Annotated in this window: 15 protein-coding genes; 7 read left to right on the forward strand and 8 right to left on the reverse strand. The window is 57.4% G+C overall.

What is annotated here, in order from left to right:
- The first annotated feature begins 7 nt into the window (after positions 1–7).
- Genes AAF463_RS14035 through AAF463_RS14050 form a run of 4 tightly spaced genes read left to right on the forward strand, consistent with a single transcriptional unit; the run spans position 8 to position 3,601 of the window.
- Entirely contained in the window at positions 8–1,057 is a 1,050-nt protein-coding gene (locus AAF463_RS14035; RefSeq protein ID WP_110866505.1) for an ABC transporter permease, read from the forward strand.
- Positions 1,057–1,749, forward strand: a complete 693-nt coding sequence (gene alsE / locus AAF463_RS14040) for a D-allulose 6-phosphate 3-epimerase (protein WP_061717928.1) — start codon at positions 1,057–1,059, stop codon at positions 1,747–1,749. The genes AAF463_RS14035 and alsE overlap by 1 nt, the downstream gene beginning before the upstream one ends.
- Positions 1,746–2,639 (forward strand): allose kinase, encoded by an 894-nt coding sequence (gene alsK, locus AAF463_RS14045; RefSeq protein ID WP_192233068.1) that lies wholly within the window; start codon positions 1,746–1,748, stop codon positions 2,637–2,639. Before alsE ends, alsK begins: the two co-directional genes overlap by 4 nt.
- Entirely contained in the window at positions 2,639–3,601 is a 963-nt protein-coding gene (locus tag AAF463_RS14050; protein ID WP_101763542.1) for a ribokinase, read from the forward strand. Before alsK ends, AAF463_RS14050 begins: the two co-directional genes overlap by 1 nt.
- Before the next feature lie 103 nt (positions 3,602–3,704).
- Here the strand turns inward: AAF463_RS14050 and nudK are convergent, their stop codons facing one another.
- From nudK to AAF463_RS14090, 8 genes are all read right to left on the reverse strand, one after another.
- Positions 3,705–4,283 carry a GDP-mannose pyrophosphatase NudK gene (nudK, locus tag AAF463_RS14055; protein ID WP_350260967.1) on the reverse strand — a complete coding sequence of 193 codons (579 nt, stop codon included), beginning with the start codon at positions 4,281–4,283 and terminating at the stop codon, positions 3,705–3,707.
- Positions 4,284–4,511: 228 nt separating this feature from the next.
- Positions 4,512–5,096, reverse strand: a complete 585-nt coding sequence (napC, locus tag AAF463_RS14060) for a cytochrome c-type protein NapC (RefSeq protein WP_101763540.1) — start codon at positions 5,094–5,096, stop codon at positions 4,512–4,514.
- A gap of 7 nt (positions 5,097–5,103) precedes the next feature.
- Complete coding sequence (napB, locus tag AAF463_RS14065) at positions 5,104–5,535, reverse strand: nitrate reductase cytochrome c-type subunit (protein ID WP_350260968.1); 432 nt, start codon at positions 5,533–5,535, stop codon at positions 5,104–5,106.
- A gap of 11 nt (positions 5,536–5,546) precedes the next feature.
- Positions 5,547–8,033, reverse strand: coding sequence for a nitrate reductase catalytic subunit NapA (gene napA, locus AAF463_RS14070; RefSeq protein ID WP_350260969.1), 2,487 nt, complete (start codon positions 8,031–8,033; stop codon positions 5,547–5,549).
- Positions 8,030–8,308 (reverse strand): chaperone NapD, encoded by a 279-nt coding sequence (locus AAF463_RS14075; RefSeq protein WP_137386254.1) that lies wholly within the window; start codon positions 8,306–8,308, stop codon positions 8,030–8,032. The genes napA and AAF463_RS14075 overlap by 4 nt, the downstream gene beginning before the upstream one ends.
- Entirely contained in the window at positions 8,298–8,768 is a 471-nt protein-coding gene (gene napF / locus AAF463_RS14080; protein ID WP_350260970.1) for a ferredoxin-type protein NapF, read from the reverse strand. The genes AAF463_RS14075 and napF overlap by 11 nt, the downstream gene beginning before the upstream one ends.
- Before the next feature lie 163 nt (positions 8,769–8,931).
- The gene (gene ansP / locus AAF463_RS14085) at positions 8,932–10,434 is read right to left on the reverse strand and encodes an L-asparagine permease (RefSeq protein WP_101763535.1); all 1,503 of its coding nucleotides are present in this window, start codon (positions 10,432–10,434) and stop codon (positions 8,932–8,934) included.
- Positions 10,435–10,713: 279 nt separating this feature from the next.
- Positions 10,714–10,986: a YdgH/BhsA/McbA-like domain containing protein gene (locus AAF463_RS14090; protein ID WP_101763534.1), complete on the reverse strand. Its 273-nt coding sequence runs from the start codon at positions 10,984–10,986 to the stop codon at positions 10,714–10,716.
- Between the two features lie 244 nt (positions 10,987–11,230).
- On the opposite strand from AAF463_RS14090, the gene narQ reads away from it, so the two are divergent.
- The 3 genes from narQ (at position 11,231) to acrD (ending at position 16,973) form a co-directional block, all read left to right on the forward strand.
- The gene (gene narQ / locus AAF463_RS14095; protein ID WP_101763533.1) at positions 11,231–12,919 is read left to right on the forward strand and encodes a nitrate/nitrite two-component system sensor histidine kinase NarQ; all 1,689 of its coding nucleotides are present in this window, start codon (positions 11,231–11,233) and stop codon (positions 12,917–12,919) included.
- 109 nt (positions 12,920–13,028) lie between these two features.
- The gene (locus AAF463_RS14100; RefSeq protein ID WP_101763532.1) at positions 13,029–13,661 is read left to right on the forward strand and encodes a response regulator; all 633 of its coding nucleotides are present in this window, start codon (positions 13,029–13,031) and stop codon (positions 13,659–13,661) included.
- A gap of 195 nt (positions 13,662–13,856) precedes the next feature.
- Positions 13,857–16,973 carry a multidrug efflux RND transporter permease AcrD gene (acrD, locus tag AAF463_RS14105; protein ID WP_350260971.1) on the forward strand — a complete coding sequence of 1,039 codons (3,117 nt, stop codon included), beginning with the start codon at positions 13,857–13,859 and terminating at the stop codon, positions 16,971–16,973.
- The last annotated feature ends 125 nt before the right edge of the window (positions 16,974–17,098 follow it).

A 17,098-nucleotide genomic window follows, 5' to 3' on the forward strand; every position in this document is an offset into this window, starting at 1 on the left:
CATCAACATGAAATCACTCTCTGCTCTGCGTCCGGACGGCACCAATATCGGCCTGATGCTGTTAATCGCGCTGGCGCTGGCGATCTTTACCGTCATGTTGCCGGGCCGCTTTCTCACTGATTCGACCTTTATGAGCATGGCATTTCAGCTGCCCGAACTGGGCTTGCTGACGCTGGCGATGTTTATCGCCATTCTCAGCGGCGGACTGAATCTGGCAATCATCGCCACCGCCAACCTGACGGCGCTGTTTATCGCCTGGACGCTGATGCGCGCCCTGCCCGCCGATGCGGGAACCGGTATGCAACTGTTGTGGCTGTTCATCGCCATCATCGGCGCGATGCTGATTGCCGCGCTGATTGGGGTGATTACCGGCGTGATGGTAACGCGCATCGGTGCGCACCCGATTCTGGTGACGCTGGCGACCATGATGACGCTGAACGGCATCGGCATCTGGCTGACCAAAGGCGCGGCCGTCAGCGGCATGCCGTCGGTGGTGCAGGCGCTCGGTTCCAACACGCTGCTCGGCGTTCCACTGCCGCTGTGGGTGTTCCTGTTTGCCGCCGCGCTGCTGGCGCTGTTCCTCGGCAAAACCCGCGCCGGTAAATGCATCTACATGGGCGGCAGCAACATCAACGCCACCTGGTTTAGCGGCATCAATACGCATCGCATGGTGATTCTGGTGTACGTCATCTCCAGCCTGCTGTGTGTGTTGGCCGGTTTGATCATGATGGCGCGCTTCAACTCGGCGCGTATGGGTTACGGCGATGCTTATCTGCTGCTGACGGTGCTGGCCATTATCCTCGGCGGCACCGACCCGAATGGCGGATTTGGTCGCGTGACCGGCGTGGTGCTGGCGCTGATCGCCCTGCAAGTGCTCTCCACCGGCTTCAACCTGATGAACATCAGCCAGCACGTTAGCCTGGCAATGTGGGGCGCGGTGCTGATTGTGGTGTTGGCCTTCAAACAATTCAAAACTCGCTTTAACGAACATCGTGCCGTCAAGCTCAGCAAACTGGCGGCGGCGCTTAACCCTTTGACCGAAAAAAAGGAAGTATGATGCGTATTCAAGTCTCCCCGTCGTTGATGTGTATGAATCTGATGGAGATCAAGCACCAGCTCGCCGTGCTGGACTCCCGCGCCGACTTCCTGCATATCGACATTATGGATGGTCACTACGTGAAAAATATCACGCTGTCGCCGTTCTTTATTGAGCAGATTCGCCCGTTCACCAAAGTGGCGCTGGATGTGCATTTGATGGTCGAGCAGCCTACCGATTTCATAGAAGTGATTGCCAAAGCGGGTGCCGATTACATCTGCCCGCACGCCGAAACCATCAACCGCGATGCATTCCGGGTGATTAATATGATCCGCAGCTTCGGCAAGAAAGTGGGTGTGGTGCTTAACCCCGCTACGCCGGTCTCCTTTATCCACCACTACATTCATTTGGTGGATAAGATCACCGTGATGACGGTGGATCCCGGCTACGCCGGACAACCGTTTATTCCGGAAATGGTGCAGAAGGTGCAAGAGCTGAAAGCGCTGAAGCAGGCCAACGGCTATCAATATCTGATTGAGATTGACGGTTCCTGCAATACCCGCACCTACAACACGCTGGTCGGCGCGGGCGCAGAAGTGCTGATTGTCGGCACCTCCGGCCTGTTCAATATTCACGACGATCTGGAAACCGCCTGGAATATGATGCGCGAAAGCATTGATGAGGCTCAGGGATTGGCGCAGGTATCCGCATGAAAAAATGCTGGCTTGGTATCGACATTGGCGGCACCGGCACACGTCTGCAGCTGATGGAAGCAGGCCGCGTTTGGTCGAGCTTCCGTAAAGTGCCGACGGCCAGCTGGGCGCAGCAGCCTGATGCGCTTAACGCGTTGGGCCAGTTAATCAGCGAAACGCTGGAGCAGCAGCCAGTTAGCGGCGTGATGCTCGGGTTACCCGGCATTCTCAGCCGCGACCGCCAGCAGGTGATTTCGCTGCCGTTTATTCAGGCGCTGGACCAGCAACCGGTCGCCGCGCGGCTCACCGAACGCCTTGGCGTACCGGTGGCGATGGACAAAGATGTTAACCATCTGATGCTATGGGATTTACTGCAGCTGGAGCAGCTGCCCGACAGCGCGGTGGGTTTGTATCCCGGCACCGGCATGGGCAACAGCCTGTGGCTTAACGGCCAGTTTTATCATGGTCAACACGGTGGCGCGGGTGAGCTTGGTCATGTGCCTGTTGCCGGCAACGATCTGCCCTGCCCGTGCGGCAATCGTGGCTGTGCGGAAACCGTGACGTCGGGCCATTGGCTGAGCGGCTGGGCGAGCACCCATGTGCCGGAAACCAACATGTCGGCGCTGTTTACCCAGCATCGTGAGCATCCGGAGCTGCAGGCTTTTGTACAGCGGCTGGCGCAACTGATTGCCACCGAGATGAACATCCTCGATCCGGAATACCTGATTCTGGGCGGCGGCGTGCTGGCGATGGCGGACTTCCCGCTGGCACAGCTGCGCAGCCAGATTCAGCAGCATCTTCGTCCACCCGCCACGCGTGAGGGTTTGAAGATCGTGTTTAGCCAATCCACCGACCACACCGGTTGTCGCGGTGCCTGTTTAGCCGCCGAACGTCTGTTCAGGAGTGCATGATGAAAGGAAAAGTGTGTGTGTTTGGCTCGTTCAACCTCGACGTAGTCGCGGTAATGAACCGCTTTCCAATGCCGGGCGAATCGCTCACCGCCCATACCAGCATGATGGGACCGGGCGGCAAAGGCGCGAACCAGGCGACGGCCGCGCTGCGCGCCGGCGCGCGCGTGCACTATATCGGTAAGATTGGTAATGATGACTTCGGCATGTTTGCGCGTCGCCATCTGGAAAAGACCGGTTTCGATGCCATTACCTTGTTTACCTGCAAGGAGAAACCGACCGGCAATGCGCTGATTTATGTCGCCGGGGACGATGCCGAGAACATGATTTCGGTCTATCCCGGCGCGAACACCACCGTAACAGCCGCCGAGGTGACGCGCTGCCAACCCACCGTTGCGGCAGCCGATATTCTGCTGGTGCAGCTGGAGAATAATCTCAGCGCCATCCAGCGCATGATCGACAACGCGCGCGCCGGCGGCACCTTTGTGATTATGAATCCCGCGCCCTGGCAAAAAGTCACCGATGCGCTGCTGGCAAAAGTGGATTTGCTGACGCCTAACAGTACCGAAGCGATGCAGCTGACCGGCGTGAAGGTCACCGACTTCGCCAGCGCGCAGCAAGCGGCAGAAAAGCTGCACCGTAAAGGCGCGCGTCAGGTGATTATTACGTTGGGGGTTTGCGGTGCGTTGCTGTCAGTAGCAGACCAGCCGCCGCTGCGTATTCCGCTGTTTCCGGCTCAGCCGCTGGATACCACCGGCGCGGGCGATGCGTTTAATGGCGCACTGGCGGCGCGGCTGGCTTCCGGCGATGAACTGCCACAGGCGGCGCTGTTTGCTTCAGCTTATGCTTCGCTGTGTGTGGAACGCTCCGGTGCAGCGCACTCGATGCCTTCGTATGCCGAAGCGCTGGCAAGATTGCAGGCGTATCCGCAATGTGTCCCGGAAACGTTGGGAGAGTGTGTGTAAGGCAAAATGGCCACATATTGCTGTAGCGGCGCAATTTATTGCGCATTTTCACATCGATGAAAAGGTCAAAAGAGCGCAATAAATTGCGCCGCTACGGTCAAAACTACGCCTGCAACCAACCGGCAATCTGCGCATGCTGCAGCAGCATAATGGCTTTACCGTCACGAATGCGGCCATTTTTCACCATCGCCAGCGCCTCCGGGAAACTCAGCTCCAGCACGGTAATCTCTTCATCCTCAACGCCACCGCCCTTGTTGGCGCGCTGTTCATCGCTGTATTCCGCGGCGAAGAAGTGGATCAGTTCAGTCACGCCGCCCGGCGACATGTAGGCTTCAAAAACTTTATCGACCTTACCCACCTGATAGCCGGTCTCTTCTATCGCTTCTTTGCGGATGCAATCTTCTGGCGAGTCGTCATCCAGCAGTCCGGCGCAGGTCTCAATCAGTTCGCCACTTTCATTGCCATTGACATAAGTGGCAATGCGGAACTGACGCACCAGCAGCACGCTATTTTTTTCAGTGTTGTACAGCAGGATGGTGGCGCCGTTACCGCGATCGTACACTTCGCGCTTGTGACGCACGACTTCGCCGTTGTTGCGGGTGAGTTCATAGGTGAAGTTGCGCAGCACAAACCAGTTTTCTGACAGCAACTTGTCTTTGATGATGTTGATCTTTAACGACATAACCGCTCCACTGCTAAATTGAGGGAGCCTGAGATGATAGGCCGAAGCGGTGGGGAAAACTATCTGAATTGTGAGGCCGGTCGCCGTGATGGGCGCTCCTGACTCAGTGCACAGAGTGTAGCGGCGCAATGGGTTGCGCGTTAAATCGCGCCGCTACGGATTGTGCAGTGGTTTGATGCGCTGCGGTAGTGATCGGCATTACGCCAATTTATGCCGCGTTGTTAGGCCTCAAAAACCGTTGGGTTGGTCTTTCATATCGGGCAGATGGTGCGCGATGCCTTTGTGGCAATCGATACAGGTTTTCCCTTCCTCAACTGCTTTGCTGTGCATCTTCGCGGCGACGGTTTTCTGCGCGGTGAAATCCATATAATCGAAGTTGTGGCAGTTACGACACTCCTGCGAATTGTTGTTTTTCATCCTCCGCCACTCGTTTTGCGCCAGCTTGATGCGATGATCCTCGAACTTTTGCGGCGTATCGATGATGCCAAAAATCTTGGCATACACCTCTTTGCTCGCCTGGATCTTACGCAGCATTTTCGGGCCCCACTCGTGCGGCACGTGACAATCCGGACAGGTGGCGCGCACGCCGCTGCGGTTGTTGTAGTGCACCGTCTGCATATATTCCTGATAGACGTTATTACGCATCTCATGGCAGCCGATACAGAACTGCTCGCGGTTGGTCATCTCCATTGCGGTGTTGAAGCCGCCCCAGAAAATGATGCCGCCAGCAAAGCCCAGAATCAGTAGCGTACCGAGCGCCAGACGGCTCGGACGCCGCCACCAGCGCCAGATGCGCAGAAGTTTCTCTTTCATCATGTCCTCACTTACCGAAGCCGTCAGCCGGTTTGAAGGTGTTTTCCACCACCGGTTTGGCATCGGTTTGCGGTACGTGACACTGCAGGCAGAAGTAGCGACGCGGCGACACGGTGCTGCTCACCAGTCCATCGCGATCGGTGAAGTGCGTTGGGCTAACGCGTGGCGCGCCGGTGGTGAGATAGCTCTGCGTGCCGTGACACTGCAGACAACGGTTGACGTTTTTCGTCACCTGATAGCCATCGACGCTATGCGGGATCACCGGCGGCTGATTCACATAGTTCAACGGCTTGCGGCTCTGCTCTTTGGGCTGATGAATGGTGCCCTGTTGCATGGCCGTCACTTCCGGTGACTGATTGAGATCGACGCCGTTGTGGGCGTAAACCGTGCCGCCCAGCATCAGGGCGGCCAAAGTAACAAGTGTGATTAAGGGTTTCATTGCATCCTGCCTTAAATTTTTACCAGCTTGACGGCGCATTTTTTGTAATCGGTCTGCTTCGACAGCGGATCGGTGGCGTCCAGCGTGACGTTGTTGGCCAGCACGCCCGCATCAAAGAACGGCATAAATACCAGACCTTTGGGCGGCTGATTGCGACCGCGCGTTTCCACGGTGGCAAGGGTTTCGCCACGACGCGACACGACGCGGACTTTCTCGCCGCGACGGAAATTGCGTTCTTTGGCATCCAGCGGATGTATATAGAGTAGCGCCTGCGGCACTGCGCGGTGCAGCTCCGGCACGCGACGCGTCATGGTGCCGGTGTGCCAGTGTTCCAGCACGCGACCGGTACATAACCACAGGTCGTACTCTTCATCCGGCGATTCGGCTGGCGCTTCGTAAGGCAGCGCAAAAATGGTGGCTTTGCCATCCGGCTTGCCGTAGAAACGCACGCCTTCACCGGCTTTGACGTAGCTGTCGTAACCTTCGCGATAGCGCCAGCGCGTCTCTTTGCCATCCACCACCGGCCAGCGCAGGCCGCGCGCCTGATGGTAAGCATCGAACGGCGCAAGATCGTGGCCGTGACCGCGACCAAAGCTGGCGTACTCCTCGAACAAGCCTTTCTGGATGTAGAAGCCAAACTCGCGCGCTTCATCATTCAACTGGTCATCTGCCACTTCACTCAGAGGGAATTGGTTGACCTGGCCGTTGGCGTACAGCACATCAAACAGCGTTTTGTCGCGCAGCTCCGGATTCTGCGCCAGCAGCGCTTCCGGCCACACTTCCGCTACCTTGAAACGTTTGGAGAAATTCACCAACTGCCACAGATCGGATTTCGCGTCGCCCGGCGCTTTCACCTGCTGATGCCAGAACTGAGTACGACGCTCGGCGTTGCCATACGCGCCCTCTTTCTCCACCCACATCGCAGTGGGCAGAATCAGGTCAGCCGACAAGGCGCTGACGGTGGGATAGGGATCGGAAACCACGATGAAGTTGCGCTCATCGCGCCAGCCCGGCATACGCTCCTGCGTCAGGTTGGGACCGGCCTGCATGTTGTTGTTACACATCACCCAGTAGGCGTTGAGCTTGCCATCTTTCAGCGCGCGATCCTGCGCCACGGCATGCAAACCAATTTTGGCCGGCACCGTGCCCTGCGGCAGCTTCCACAGCTTCTCGGCGGTAGCGCGGTGTTTGTCATTATTAACCACCATGTCCGCCGGTAAACGGTGTGAGAAGGTGCCGACTTCACGCGCCGTGCCGCACGCCGACGGCTGGCCGGTGAGCGAGAACGGACCGGTGCCCGGACGTGAAATTTTGCCGGTCAATAAGTGCAGGTTGTAGCACAGGTTATTGGCCCACACGCCGCGCGTATGCTGGTTGAAGCCCATGGTCCAGTACGACACCACGTTGACTTTCGGATCGGCATACAGCTCGGCGAGGGCGATGAGTTGATCTTTCTCCACACCGCTCATTGCGCTGGCTTTTTCCACCGTGTACTCAGAGACAAACTTCGCAAACTCGTCAAAGCTCATCGGCGTGGATTCGCCGCTGTCCGGGTTCTTCGCCGAAGCCTGAAGCGGATCGGTGGGGCGCAAACCGTAACCGATGTCGGTCACGCCTTTACGTAGCGTAACGTGATTCTGCAGGAAGGTTTTATCAACCTTGTTGTTCTGAATAATGTAGTTGGCGATGAAGTTGAGGATCGCCAGATCGCTCTGCGGTGTGAACACCATCGCGTTGTCGGCCAACTCAAAACTGCGATGACGATAGGTGGAAAGCACCGCCACTTTGACATTCTCACTGCTGAGACGACGCGCGGTAATACGTGACCACAGAATCGGATGCATCTCCGCCATGTTCGAGCCCCACAGCACAAAAGCGTCGGCCTGCTCAATGTCGTCGTAGCAGCCCATCGGTTCGTCCATGCCGAAGGTGCGCATAAAGCCAACCACCGCTGAAGCCATGCAGTGACGCGCATTGGGATCGAGATTGTTGGTGCGAAAACCGGCTTTCATCAGCTTGGAGGCCGCGTAACCTTCCCACACCGTCCACTGACCGGAACCGAACATGCCAACCGAATCCGGGCCGTTGGCTTTCAGTGCCGCTTTGAACTTCTCTTCCATGATGTCGAAGGCTTGATCCCAGCTGACCGGGGTGAACTCGCCCTCTTTGGCATATTTACCGTCGGTCATGCGCAGCAGCGGCTGGGTCAGACGATCTTTCCCGTACATGATCTTCGGCAGGAAATAGCCTTTGATACAGTTCAGACCGCGGTTCACTTCTGCCTGCGGATCGCCCTGCGACGCCACTACGCGGCCATCCTGGGTGCCAACCAGCACGCCACAGCCGGTGCCGCAGAATCGGCACGGCGCCTTTTCCCAGCGAATTGGCGCAGCCAATGAGGTCGCGGCTTTGGTGACAGTGGGAATAGTGAGTCCTGCAGCCGTTGCAGCAGCAGCCGCCGCATTGGCCTTCATAAAATCACGACGACTTATGCTCATGATGCTTCCTTACAAGGTTCTTCAATTTCGTCTTGCTGGTGATAGACCAGCGATACCGCCAACACGCCAGCGATGTTGCGGCTCTCTTCAATATTGCGCAGCAGCGCGGCGCTATCCGCGGCACCCAGCGTCACCGCCAGCGCGCCGCGCGCGGCGTCTTCCGCGGCGATGTCGCAATCGGCAAAGGCCAGCAGCGCACTTTTTACGGCGGGAATCGACGCCGGCCGCGCCTGAATCACCAGGCCGCAGACGTGCCAACTGTTTTCATGGTTCATGATGTAATCCTGTGGCTGAGACCGGGCAAGGCGCGATGCAGGCGCCGCAACCGGTGCAATGCTGCGGAAGGGTTTCAGGCTGTGCGATGCCGTTCGGCATCAGCTGGAAACGGATGGCTTGCTGTTCACAACTCTCCTGGCAGCTGCGGCAGTTCACGCCCAGGAAGGTGATGCAGCGGTTGTCGATGCGAATGCGCTGTGGAAACGGCTCGGTTTCACGCGCGTGGAACAGCGGCTGCGGGCAAGCGTCTATGCACGCGGCGCAAAACGTGCATTCGCCCTGCAGAAAATCGAGGTGCGGCACTTCACCGACAGCCAGACGGATGATGTGGGTTTCGCAGGCCGAGACGCATTTGCCGCAGCCATCACAACCCTTCTCTCCCCGCCACCATGGCAAAGCGATGCCGTCAGCAGACGCTACGCGCTGCCCGGTAAAGAGTTCACGTCGCGACAGCGCCATCGGTTCACCTTAAACGGGGGAAAGAGAGATGGTGCGTAAAATAACCTGACGCTAAAGAGGGCTATATCACCCCAAAGGGGTAAATCCCGACGTGGGATCAAGTGAAGGGGAATTGAAATAAAAACGGGGGCCAAAAGGCCCCCGTAGATGAGAATCGCTACGATTAACGCGCGTTATCGTCCGCCAGTTTCGGCGATACATCATCCTGGTCGTCAGCATGATGTTCGTGCTCTTTCATCGCTTCGGCATTAACGCGTTTGCGCACGCCAAACCAACCCAGCACGAGCACCACGGCAATCAGGGGAATTGAGGCGATGGTGTACGTCCCGTTCGGATAGTCGAACGCCATCAGCACCAGCACGCTCACCAGGAACAGCAGCGTCAACCAGGAGGTGAACGGCGCCCACGGCAGCTTGAAGCTGACATCTTCGGCTTTACCCTCTTTGATCGCTTTGCGCAGACGCATCTGGCACACCACGATAAAGGCCCACGACGAGATGATGCCGAGTGACGCCACGTTCAGAACGATTTCAAACACCTGCGACGGCACATAGTAGTTCAGCACCACGCCGATGATGTAAACGGCAACGGTGACCAGAATGCCGGCATACGGCACCTGCTGCTTGCTCATCTTCGACATAAACTGTGGCGCAGAACCACCCATCGACATGGAGCGCAGAATACGGCCGGTGGAATAGAGACCCGAGTTGAGGCTCGACAGCGCGGCGCTCAGCACCACGATGTTCATTACGCTACCGATATAAGGCACGCCCAGTTTGGAGAAGAAGGTCACGAACGGACTTTGCCCCGCCTGATAGGCATTCCACGGCAGCAGCAGTACCAGCAGCACCACGGAACCGACGTAGAACAGGCCGATACGCCAGATCACGCTGTTGATGGCTTTTGGCAGCATGGTCTTGGGATCTTTACATTCGCCTGCTGCGGTACCTACCAGCTCAATCGAGGCGAAGGCGAACACGACGCCCTGCACCAACACCAGCGCTGGCAGCAAGCCGTGCGGGAAGAAACCGCCGTTATCGGTGATCAGATGGAAGCCGGTGGTATTGCCGTCCAGCGGTTTACCGCTGCCGAGGAACACCACGCCGACAATCAGGAACACCACGATAGCCAGCACTTTCACCAGCGCGAACCAGAACTCCATCTCGGCGAACCACTTCACGCCGATCATGTTCATGGTGCCGACAATCGCCAGCGCGCCTAGCGCAAACACCCACTGCGGCACATCGCCAAACGCGCCCCAATAGTGCATATAAAGCGCGACTGCGGTGATATCGACGATACCGGTCATCGCCCAGTTAACGAAATACATCCAGCCCGCAACGTAAGACGCTTTTTCCCCAAGGAATTCACGCGCATAAGAAACAAAGCTGCCGCTGGAAGGACGATGTAACACCAGTTCGCCCAACGCTCGGAGGATAAAGAAGGAGAAGATACCGCACACCAGATAAACCAGCGCCAGTGCAGGACCGGCCATTTGCAGGCGCGCGCCAGCACCGAGGAACAGACCGGTACCGATAGCACCGCCGATGGCGATCATTTGTACCTGGCGGTTACCCATTGCTTTGTGGTAACCGCTGTCGTGCGAGTTGAGCCAGCGTCTTTTCGCAGCGCGTTGTTCGGCTGCGGTTTTTTTAGTTGATTTCATAGCTATCCTGTTTGTCCTGACCATCAATCACCGCGTAACCAAACGATTGCGTATGGCGGTGCGAAATGGGGTAAAAACCCGGTGTCACAGCGGCGGAACGATGTCGCGTGGCGGGCTGGGAATTTACGGCGATGAATCCTACCCGTTCTGCAAGAACGAAGCAAAAAATACCGCCAGGCTGCACAAGATGAATTGTAATAATCCGTCGCGGTGCACAAAAAAACCGGCCAGAGGGCTGACCGGTAAAGGGATGGCTACAGGGATAACTACTGGAGGGAATTAACGATAAATCTCTGCGGTGCCGCTCCACAGGCTGGAGTCGCCCGGAGTTTGTACACCAATAACACGATAGCCGCTGGCACCTTCCTCTTGCGCTTTTTGCGACAGATGGCGCGTTGCATCATCCAGCGAGCCGCGTACGCCGCTGATGGAAACGGTGCCCGCGCTTTGCAGGTTTTGCGCTTGCGTGGCGCTTACGGGCTGGGCCGCCAACGTCGAGAAACTTGCGGTGGCAAGCAGTGCAGCAGTCAGAACGGCATAACGTCTCTTCATGTGATGCTCCTGTTGTCTTCCGTTAAGGGTTAAGCGTTACAGGACTTATTATCACGCAGGGAATGAAAACCAGGTTGAGCAAGCCGTAAAGCCGTTTAATAATTCGCCAGCTTAGCGCGGGTTATTTAGAGAAAGGTAAAGAGAAAGGGTTTTCTCTGTTAAAAGTAACCTGATGTGACGAGATGACACTCGCCGTCACCGCACGGCTGCCCTATAATCCCCCGCTCTTACAAGGGTTATTACTGTGATTGTGAAACGTCCCGTTACTCGTACCATTGCGCGCGCACTTAGCGTGATTGTGCTGCTGTCGCTATTGACCACCGGGCTGGCGCTGATGACGCTCTCCAGCAGCCTGCGCGATGCCGAAGCAGTGAATGTCGCCGGATCGCTGCGCATGCAGATATACCGTCTGGCATGGGACAGCACGCGCGATCCGCAACAGTTGGATCATCACATCCAACTCTACCGGCAAACGCTGGAATCCCCGGCGCTGCAGCATCTGGAGCGCGCGTGGGTACCGCTTGAAGTGAGTAGCCGCTATCGCTATCTGCGTCACAGCTGGCCGATGCTGCAGGAAACGTTGCAGCCCAAGCGGGCACAAATCTACCAGCAGCGTGTCGCGGGCTACGTCAGCGAGATCGACCGCTTCGTGCTGGCATTACAGCATTATGCTGAACTGAAGATGCATCTGGTGGCCGCCAGCAGCCTGTTCGGTTTTCTGGCGATTGTGGCGCTGGCGTTGTGGACGATTCGCTTTATCCGCCGCAACGTGGTGCGACCGCTCAACGCGCTGGTGACCGCCAGCCAATATGTTGAGCAGGCGAATTTCGCTTTTCCGCCGCTGCCGGTGCAACAGCCGAATGAACTGGGCGTGCTGGCGCAGGCTTTTACTACCATGGCCGAACGGCTGCATTCGCACTATCGCCTGCTGGAGTGCGCGGTGCGTGATAAAACCGAAGATCTCACTCAAGCCAATCGCACACTTTCTCTACTGTATGAAAGCTCACAAATTCTCACCAGTAGCCCACCCAATCCCGAACTGTTTCAGGGATTGCTGCGTCTGGTACAGCGCCGTGAAGCGCTGACGGTGCTGAAAATTGTCAGCGAAGGGATTGAGTTTCAGGCCGGTGTGGCGGCGGATGAGGTGAGCTGGCAGCGTTTGCCGTTGATGCAGGAAGAGCAGCGGCTGGGCGAACTGTGCTGGCAAACCCACCGCGCACCGCCCGCCGACGAATTGATGCAGAGCCTGGCGAACATGCTGGCGCGCGCACTGTGGATTTGGCAGACGCAAAAGCAGTATCAGCAGATGCTATTAATAGAAGAGCGCGCCACCATTGCGCGTGAACTGCACGATTCGCTGGCGCAGTCGCTCTCTTTCCTGCGCATCCAGCTGGCGCTGCTGCGACGCAATGTCGATGGGTCGCAACCGCAGGCGCTGGCGATTATCGCTGATTTCGATCGCGCGCTGGCCGAAGCCTATCAGCAGCTGCGCGAACTGCTGACCACCTTCCGTCTGACCATCGAACAGGCTGATTTGGTGCAGGCGATGCAGGCGATGATTGCGCCGCTGCAGGAGCAATCGCAGGCGGCAATCGACTTCGATTATCAGCCCGGCTTGCAGATGCTGGATGCGCAGCAGCAAGTGCATGTGCTGCAGATTGCGCGCGAAGCGCTGCTCAACGCGATTCGCCATGCGCAGGCGCACAATATTCAGATTCACTATCAGCGTGTCGCTGATGAGGACCACTTACTGACAATCGAAGACGATGGCTGCGGCATCAGCAGCCTCGAAGAGCCGCCAGGGCATTATGGTCTCACCATCATGGCGGAGCGCGCCGCGCGATTATCCGGCACGCTGATGATCACCCCACAGGCGCAAGGCACGCGCGTCACGCTGCGTTTTCCACCGCGCCCGACGCACCGGTTGAGCTGACAGATTATAGAGCGCACCTGCTGTAGCGGCGCGATTCATCGCGCAATAAACTGCGCCGCTACGGCAGATGCGTTAATGAAAGAAAGTTGCCTTTGATACTGGAGATATTATGGCTAACCCTTCCCTGACTATTATGATCGTTGACGATCATCCACTGATGCGCCGTGGTATTCGCCAGTTGCTGGCGCTGGAGCCCCGGCTGGACGTGGTAGCGGAAGCCAATAATGGCACTGAAGCGCTGGCCGAAGCACGCCGTTTGTCGCCAGATGTCATTCTGCTGGATCTCAACATGAAAGGCATGTCCGGACTGGACACGCTGAAAGCGCTGCGTAATGAAGGCATCGCCGCACGGATTCTGGTGCTGACGGTTTCCGATGCGCGCAGTGATATTTATGCGATGGTGGATGCTGGTGCCGATGGCTATCTGCTCAAGGACAGCGAACCCGAACTGCTGCTGGCGCAAGTGATGCGCGGCGCTAAAGGTGAAAACGTGTTTAGCGAGGTGGTGGCCGATTATCTGGCGACGCGCCAGCCGACGACAAATCCGTTCAAACAGCTCACCGAACGCGAACTGGATGTGCTGCAGGAAGTGGCGCGTGGCTTATCGAATAAGGAAATTGCTGCCACCTTGCATATCTCCGAAGAGACGGTAAAAGTGCACATTCGCAACCTGCTGCGCAAGCTGGATGTCCGTTCGCGCGTTGCCGCTACGGTACTGTGGCTCGAAAGCCGACATCTGTAGTCGCGCACAAAAAACCGTCACTATATTTACACTTTCTCCATAATTTACTCACGATTCTCTAATTTGTGCCGCGTAGAGTGTCTGCAGCAGGAGTCTTTCGAGAGAGCAGTTTGCACTCCGCCAGCGTGACGCCGTCCGCGCATCGCGCTCATCATAATAAAAGTAAAAAATACGCAGTTGAGGAGTGTCGGTTTCATGTCGAATTTCTTTATCGACCGGCCCATTTTTGCCTGGGTTCTGTCTATTCTGCTCTGCCTGTGCGGTACGTTGGCGATCGTCTCGCTACCGGTTGAGCAATATCCCGACCTCGCGCCGCCTAACGTGCGTATCACCGCCAACTATCCCGGCGCATCCGCGGAAACACTGGAAAACACCGTTACGCAAGTTATCGAACAGAACATGACCGGCATCGATAATTTGATGTACATGTCCTCCAACAGCAGCAACACCGGCCAGGCCCAGATCACCCTCACCTTTACCGCTGGCACCAACCCCGACGAAGCGCGCCAGCAGGTGCAAAACCAATTGCAAAGTGCGCTGCGTAAATTGCCTGCGGCGGTACAGTCACAAGGTGTGACGGTGAATAAAACCGGTGACAGCAATATCCTGATGATTGCCTTCGTCTCTACCGACGGAAGCATGGACAAACAGGATATTTCAGATTACGTCGCCAGTAACATTCAGGATCCGCTCAGCCGTGTTGATGGCGTCGGCCAGGTGGATGCTTACGGCTCGCAATATGCGATGCGTATCTGGCTCGATCCCAACAAGCTGATTGCCTACGCGCTGACCACCGAAGACGTGGTGAGCGCGATTGAATCGCAAAATGCGCAGGTAGCGGTGGGTCAGGTAGGCGGATTGCCGTCGGTGGACAAGCAAGCGCTCAACGCCACGGTGAATGCGCAGTCGATGCTGCAAACCCCGGCGCAGTTCAAAGCAGTGACGCTGAAAACCAACAGCGACGGCTCGGTGGTGACGCTCGGCGATGTGGCGGATGTGGCGATGGGCGCGGAAAAATATGACTTCCTCAGCCGCTACAATGGTCAGGCGGCATCGGGGCTCGGCATTAAGCTGGCTTCCGGCGCCAATGAGATGAACACCGACAAACTGGTGCGTGAGCGTATTGCTGAGCTGTCGCATTACTTTCCGCACGGGCTGGAAGCCAAAGTCGCTTACGAAACCACGCCGTTCGTTAAGGCCTCGATTAAAGACGTGGTGAAGACCCTGCTGGAAGCGATCCTGCTGGTGTTCCTTGTGATGTATCTGTTCCTGCAAAACTTTCGTGCCACGCTAATTCCAACTATCGCCGTGCCGGTGGTGCTGCTCGGCACCTTTGCGGTGCTCTACGCCTTCGGCTACAGCATCAACACCCTGACGATGTTCGCCATGGTGCTCGCCATCGGCTTGCTGGTGGATGACGCTATCGTGGTGGTGGAAAACGTCGAGCGCATCATGAGCGAGGAAGGTCTGTCGCCGCGCGCCGCTACGCGTAAATCGATGGGCCAGATTCAGGGCGCGCTAGTCGGCATTGCGCTGGTGCTGTCGGCGGTGTTTGTGCCGATGGCGTTCTTCGGCGGCACCGTCGGCGCCATCTATCGCCAGTTTTCAATCACTATCGTTTCGGCGATGGTGCTGTCGGTATTGGTGGCGATGATTCTGACGCCCGCGCTCTGTTCCACGCTGCTGAAACCGCTGGAGCAAGGCCATTATCACGGTCGTCGTGGCTTCTTCGGCTGGTTTAACCGCACCTTCAACGCCAGCGCGGAACGTTACGAGCGCGGCGTCGCCAAAATTCTGCGTAAAGGCGGCCGCTGGCTGCTGCTCTATCTGGCGATTATCGGCGTGATGGCGTTCCTGTTTATTCGTCTGCCCACCTCGTTCCTGCCGCTGGAAGATCGCGGCGTGTTCCTGACGCAGGTGCAATTGCCGGCCGGTTCGACGCTGCAACAAACCTCGAACGTGGTGGCGAAGGTCGAGAATTATTATATGACCCAGGAGAAAGACAATGTGGTTTCGGTGTTCTCCACCATCGGAGCGGGTCCTGGCGGTAACGGTCAAAACGTCGCGCGCCTGTTCGTTCGCTTGAAAGATTGGGAGGAGCGTCCGGGCAGCGATCGCACCTCTTTCGCCATCATCGAGCGTGCGACAAAAGCCTTCCACAAGATCAACGAAGCGCGCGTTATCGCCAGCAGCCCGCCCGCGATTACCGGCATGGGCAGTTCGTCAGGCTTCGATATGGAGCTGCAGGATCACGGTGGCATCGGCCACACGCGACTAATGGCAATGCGCGATAAGTTACTGGAGATGGCTGACAGCAATCCGGCGCTGTCGCGGGTACGTCACAACGGCCTCGACGACAGTCCGCAGTTGCAGATTGATGTCGACCAGCGCAAAGCGCAGGCGCTTGGTGTGTCGCTGGACACCATCAATGACACCTTAACCACCGCGTGGGGCTCAACCTACGTTAATGACTTCCTCGATCGCGGTCGCGTGAAGAAAGTCTACGTGCAGGCGGCGGCAGAGTTCCGCATGCTGCCGGAAGACGTGAATAAGTGGTATGTGCGTAACAACAGCGGCAGCATGGTGCCCTTCTCTGCCTTCGCCACCAGCCATTGGCAAACCGGTTCACCGCGTCTGGAGCGCTACAACGGTTACTCTGCGCTAGAGATTGTCGGTGAAGCGGCGAACGGCGTCAGCAGCGGTACCGCGATGGACGAGATGGAGAAACTGGTTGGGCAGCTGCCGCTGGGCGTAGGCTTCCAGTGGACCGGCGCCTCCTATCAGGAGCGCTTATCCGGTTCGCAGGCGCCGGCGCTGTATGCGATTTCGCTGCTGGTGGTATTCCTGTGTCTGGCGGCGTTGTATGAGAGCTGGTCAATTCCATTCTCAGTGATGCTGGTGGTGCCGCTCGGCGTGGTGGGCGCGCTGGTGGCAACCTGGATGCGCGGGCTGGAGAACGATGTCTATTTCCAGGTGGGCTTGCTCACGGTGATTGGCTTGTCGGCGAAGAATGCCATTTTGATTGTCGAGTTCGCCAATGAGATCAACAGTAAAGGCCGCGAGCTGATGGAGTCGACGCTGGAAGCCTCGCGTCAGCGTCTGCGCCCGATTCTGATGACTTCGCTGGCGTTTATCTTCGGCGTGCTGCCGATGGCCATCAGCAGCGGTGCCGGTTCCGGCAGCCAGCACGCGGTGGGTACCGGCGTGATGGGCGGGATGATTTCTGCCACCGTGCTGGCGATTTTCTTTGTGCCGCTGTTCTTTGTGGTGGTACGCCGCCGCTTCCCGCTGAAAGAGAAGCCGCACGATTAAGCAGGCCATTGCGCCGCTAAGGCTTGTGCGGACATCAGGTTCCGCGCATATCAAGTGCACACACTTGTCGCGGCGTGATTCATCGCGCGCGGTTAAATGAATAAAAAAGCCGCCATGAACATCCA

This window comes from Pantoea sp. BJ2 (assembly GCF_040255075.1).
GTDB classification, from domain to species: Bacteria; Pseudomonadota; Gammaproteobacteria; order Enterobacterales; family Enterobacteriaceae; genus Pantoea; species Pantoea leporis.

Excerpts from the sequence above, each read along its gene's own strand:
- AAF463_RS14035 (WP_110866505.1), top strand. The coding sequence starts at position 8 with ATGAAATCACTCTCTGCTCTGCGTCCGGACGGCACCAATATCGGCCTG.
- alsE (WP_061717928.1), top strand. The coding sequence starts at position 1,057 with ATGCGTATTCAAGTCTCCCCGTCGTTGATGTGTATGAATCTGATGGAG.
- alsK (WP_192233068.1), top strand. The coding sequence starts at position 1,746 with ATGAAAAAATGCTGGCTTGGTATCGACATTGGCGGCACCGGCACACGT.
- AAF463_RS14050 (WP_101763542.1), top strand. The coding sequence starts at position 2,639 with ATGAAAGGAAAAGTGTGTGTGTTTGGCTCGTTCAACCTCGACGTAGTC.
- nudK (WP_350260967.1), bottom strand. The coding sequence starts at position 4,283 with ATGTCGTTAAAGATCAACATCATCAAAGACAAGTTGCTGTCAGAAAAC.
- napC (WP_101763540.1), bottom strand. The coding sequence starts at position 5,096 with ATGAAAGAGAAACTTCTGCGCATCTGGCGCTGGTGGCGGCGTCCGAGC.
- napB (WP_350260968.1), bottom strand. The coding sequence starts at position 5,535 with ATGAAACCCTTAATCACACTTGTTACTTTGGCCGCCCTGATGCTGGGC.
- napA (WP_350260969.1), bottom strand. The coding sequence starts at position 8,033 with ATGAGCATAAGTCGTCGTGATTTTATGAAGGCCAATGCGGCGGCTGCT.
- AAF463_RS14075 (WP_137386254.1), bottom strand. The coding sequence starts at position 8,308 with ATGAACCATGAAAACAGTTGGCACGTCTGCGGCCTGGTGATTCAGGCG.
- napF (WP_350260970.1), bottom strand. The coding sequence starts at position 8,768 with ATGGCGCTGTCGCGACGTGAACTCTTTACCGGGCAGCGCGTAGCGTCT.
- ansP (WP_101763535.1), bottom strand. The coding sequence starts at position 10,434 with ATGAAATCAACTAAAAAAACCGCAGCCGAACAACGCGCTGCGAAAAGA.
- AAF463_RS14090 (WP_101763534.1), bottom strand. The coding sequence starts at position 10,986 with ATGAAGAGACGTTATGCCGTTCTGACTGCTGCACTGCTTGCCACCGCA.
- AAF463_RS14100 (WP_101763532.1), top strand. The coding sequence starts at position 13,029 with ATGGCTAACCCTTCCCTGACTATTATGATCGTTGACGATCATCCACTG.
- acrD (WP_350260971.1), top strand. The coding sequence starts at position 13,857 with ATGTCGAATTTCTTTATCGACCGGCCCATTTTTGCCTGGGTTCTGTCT.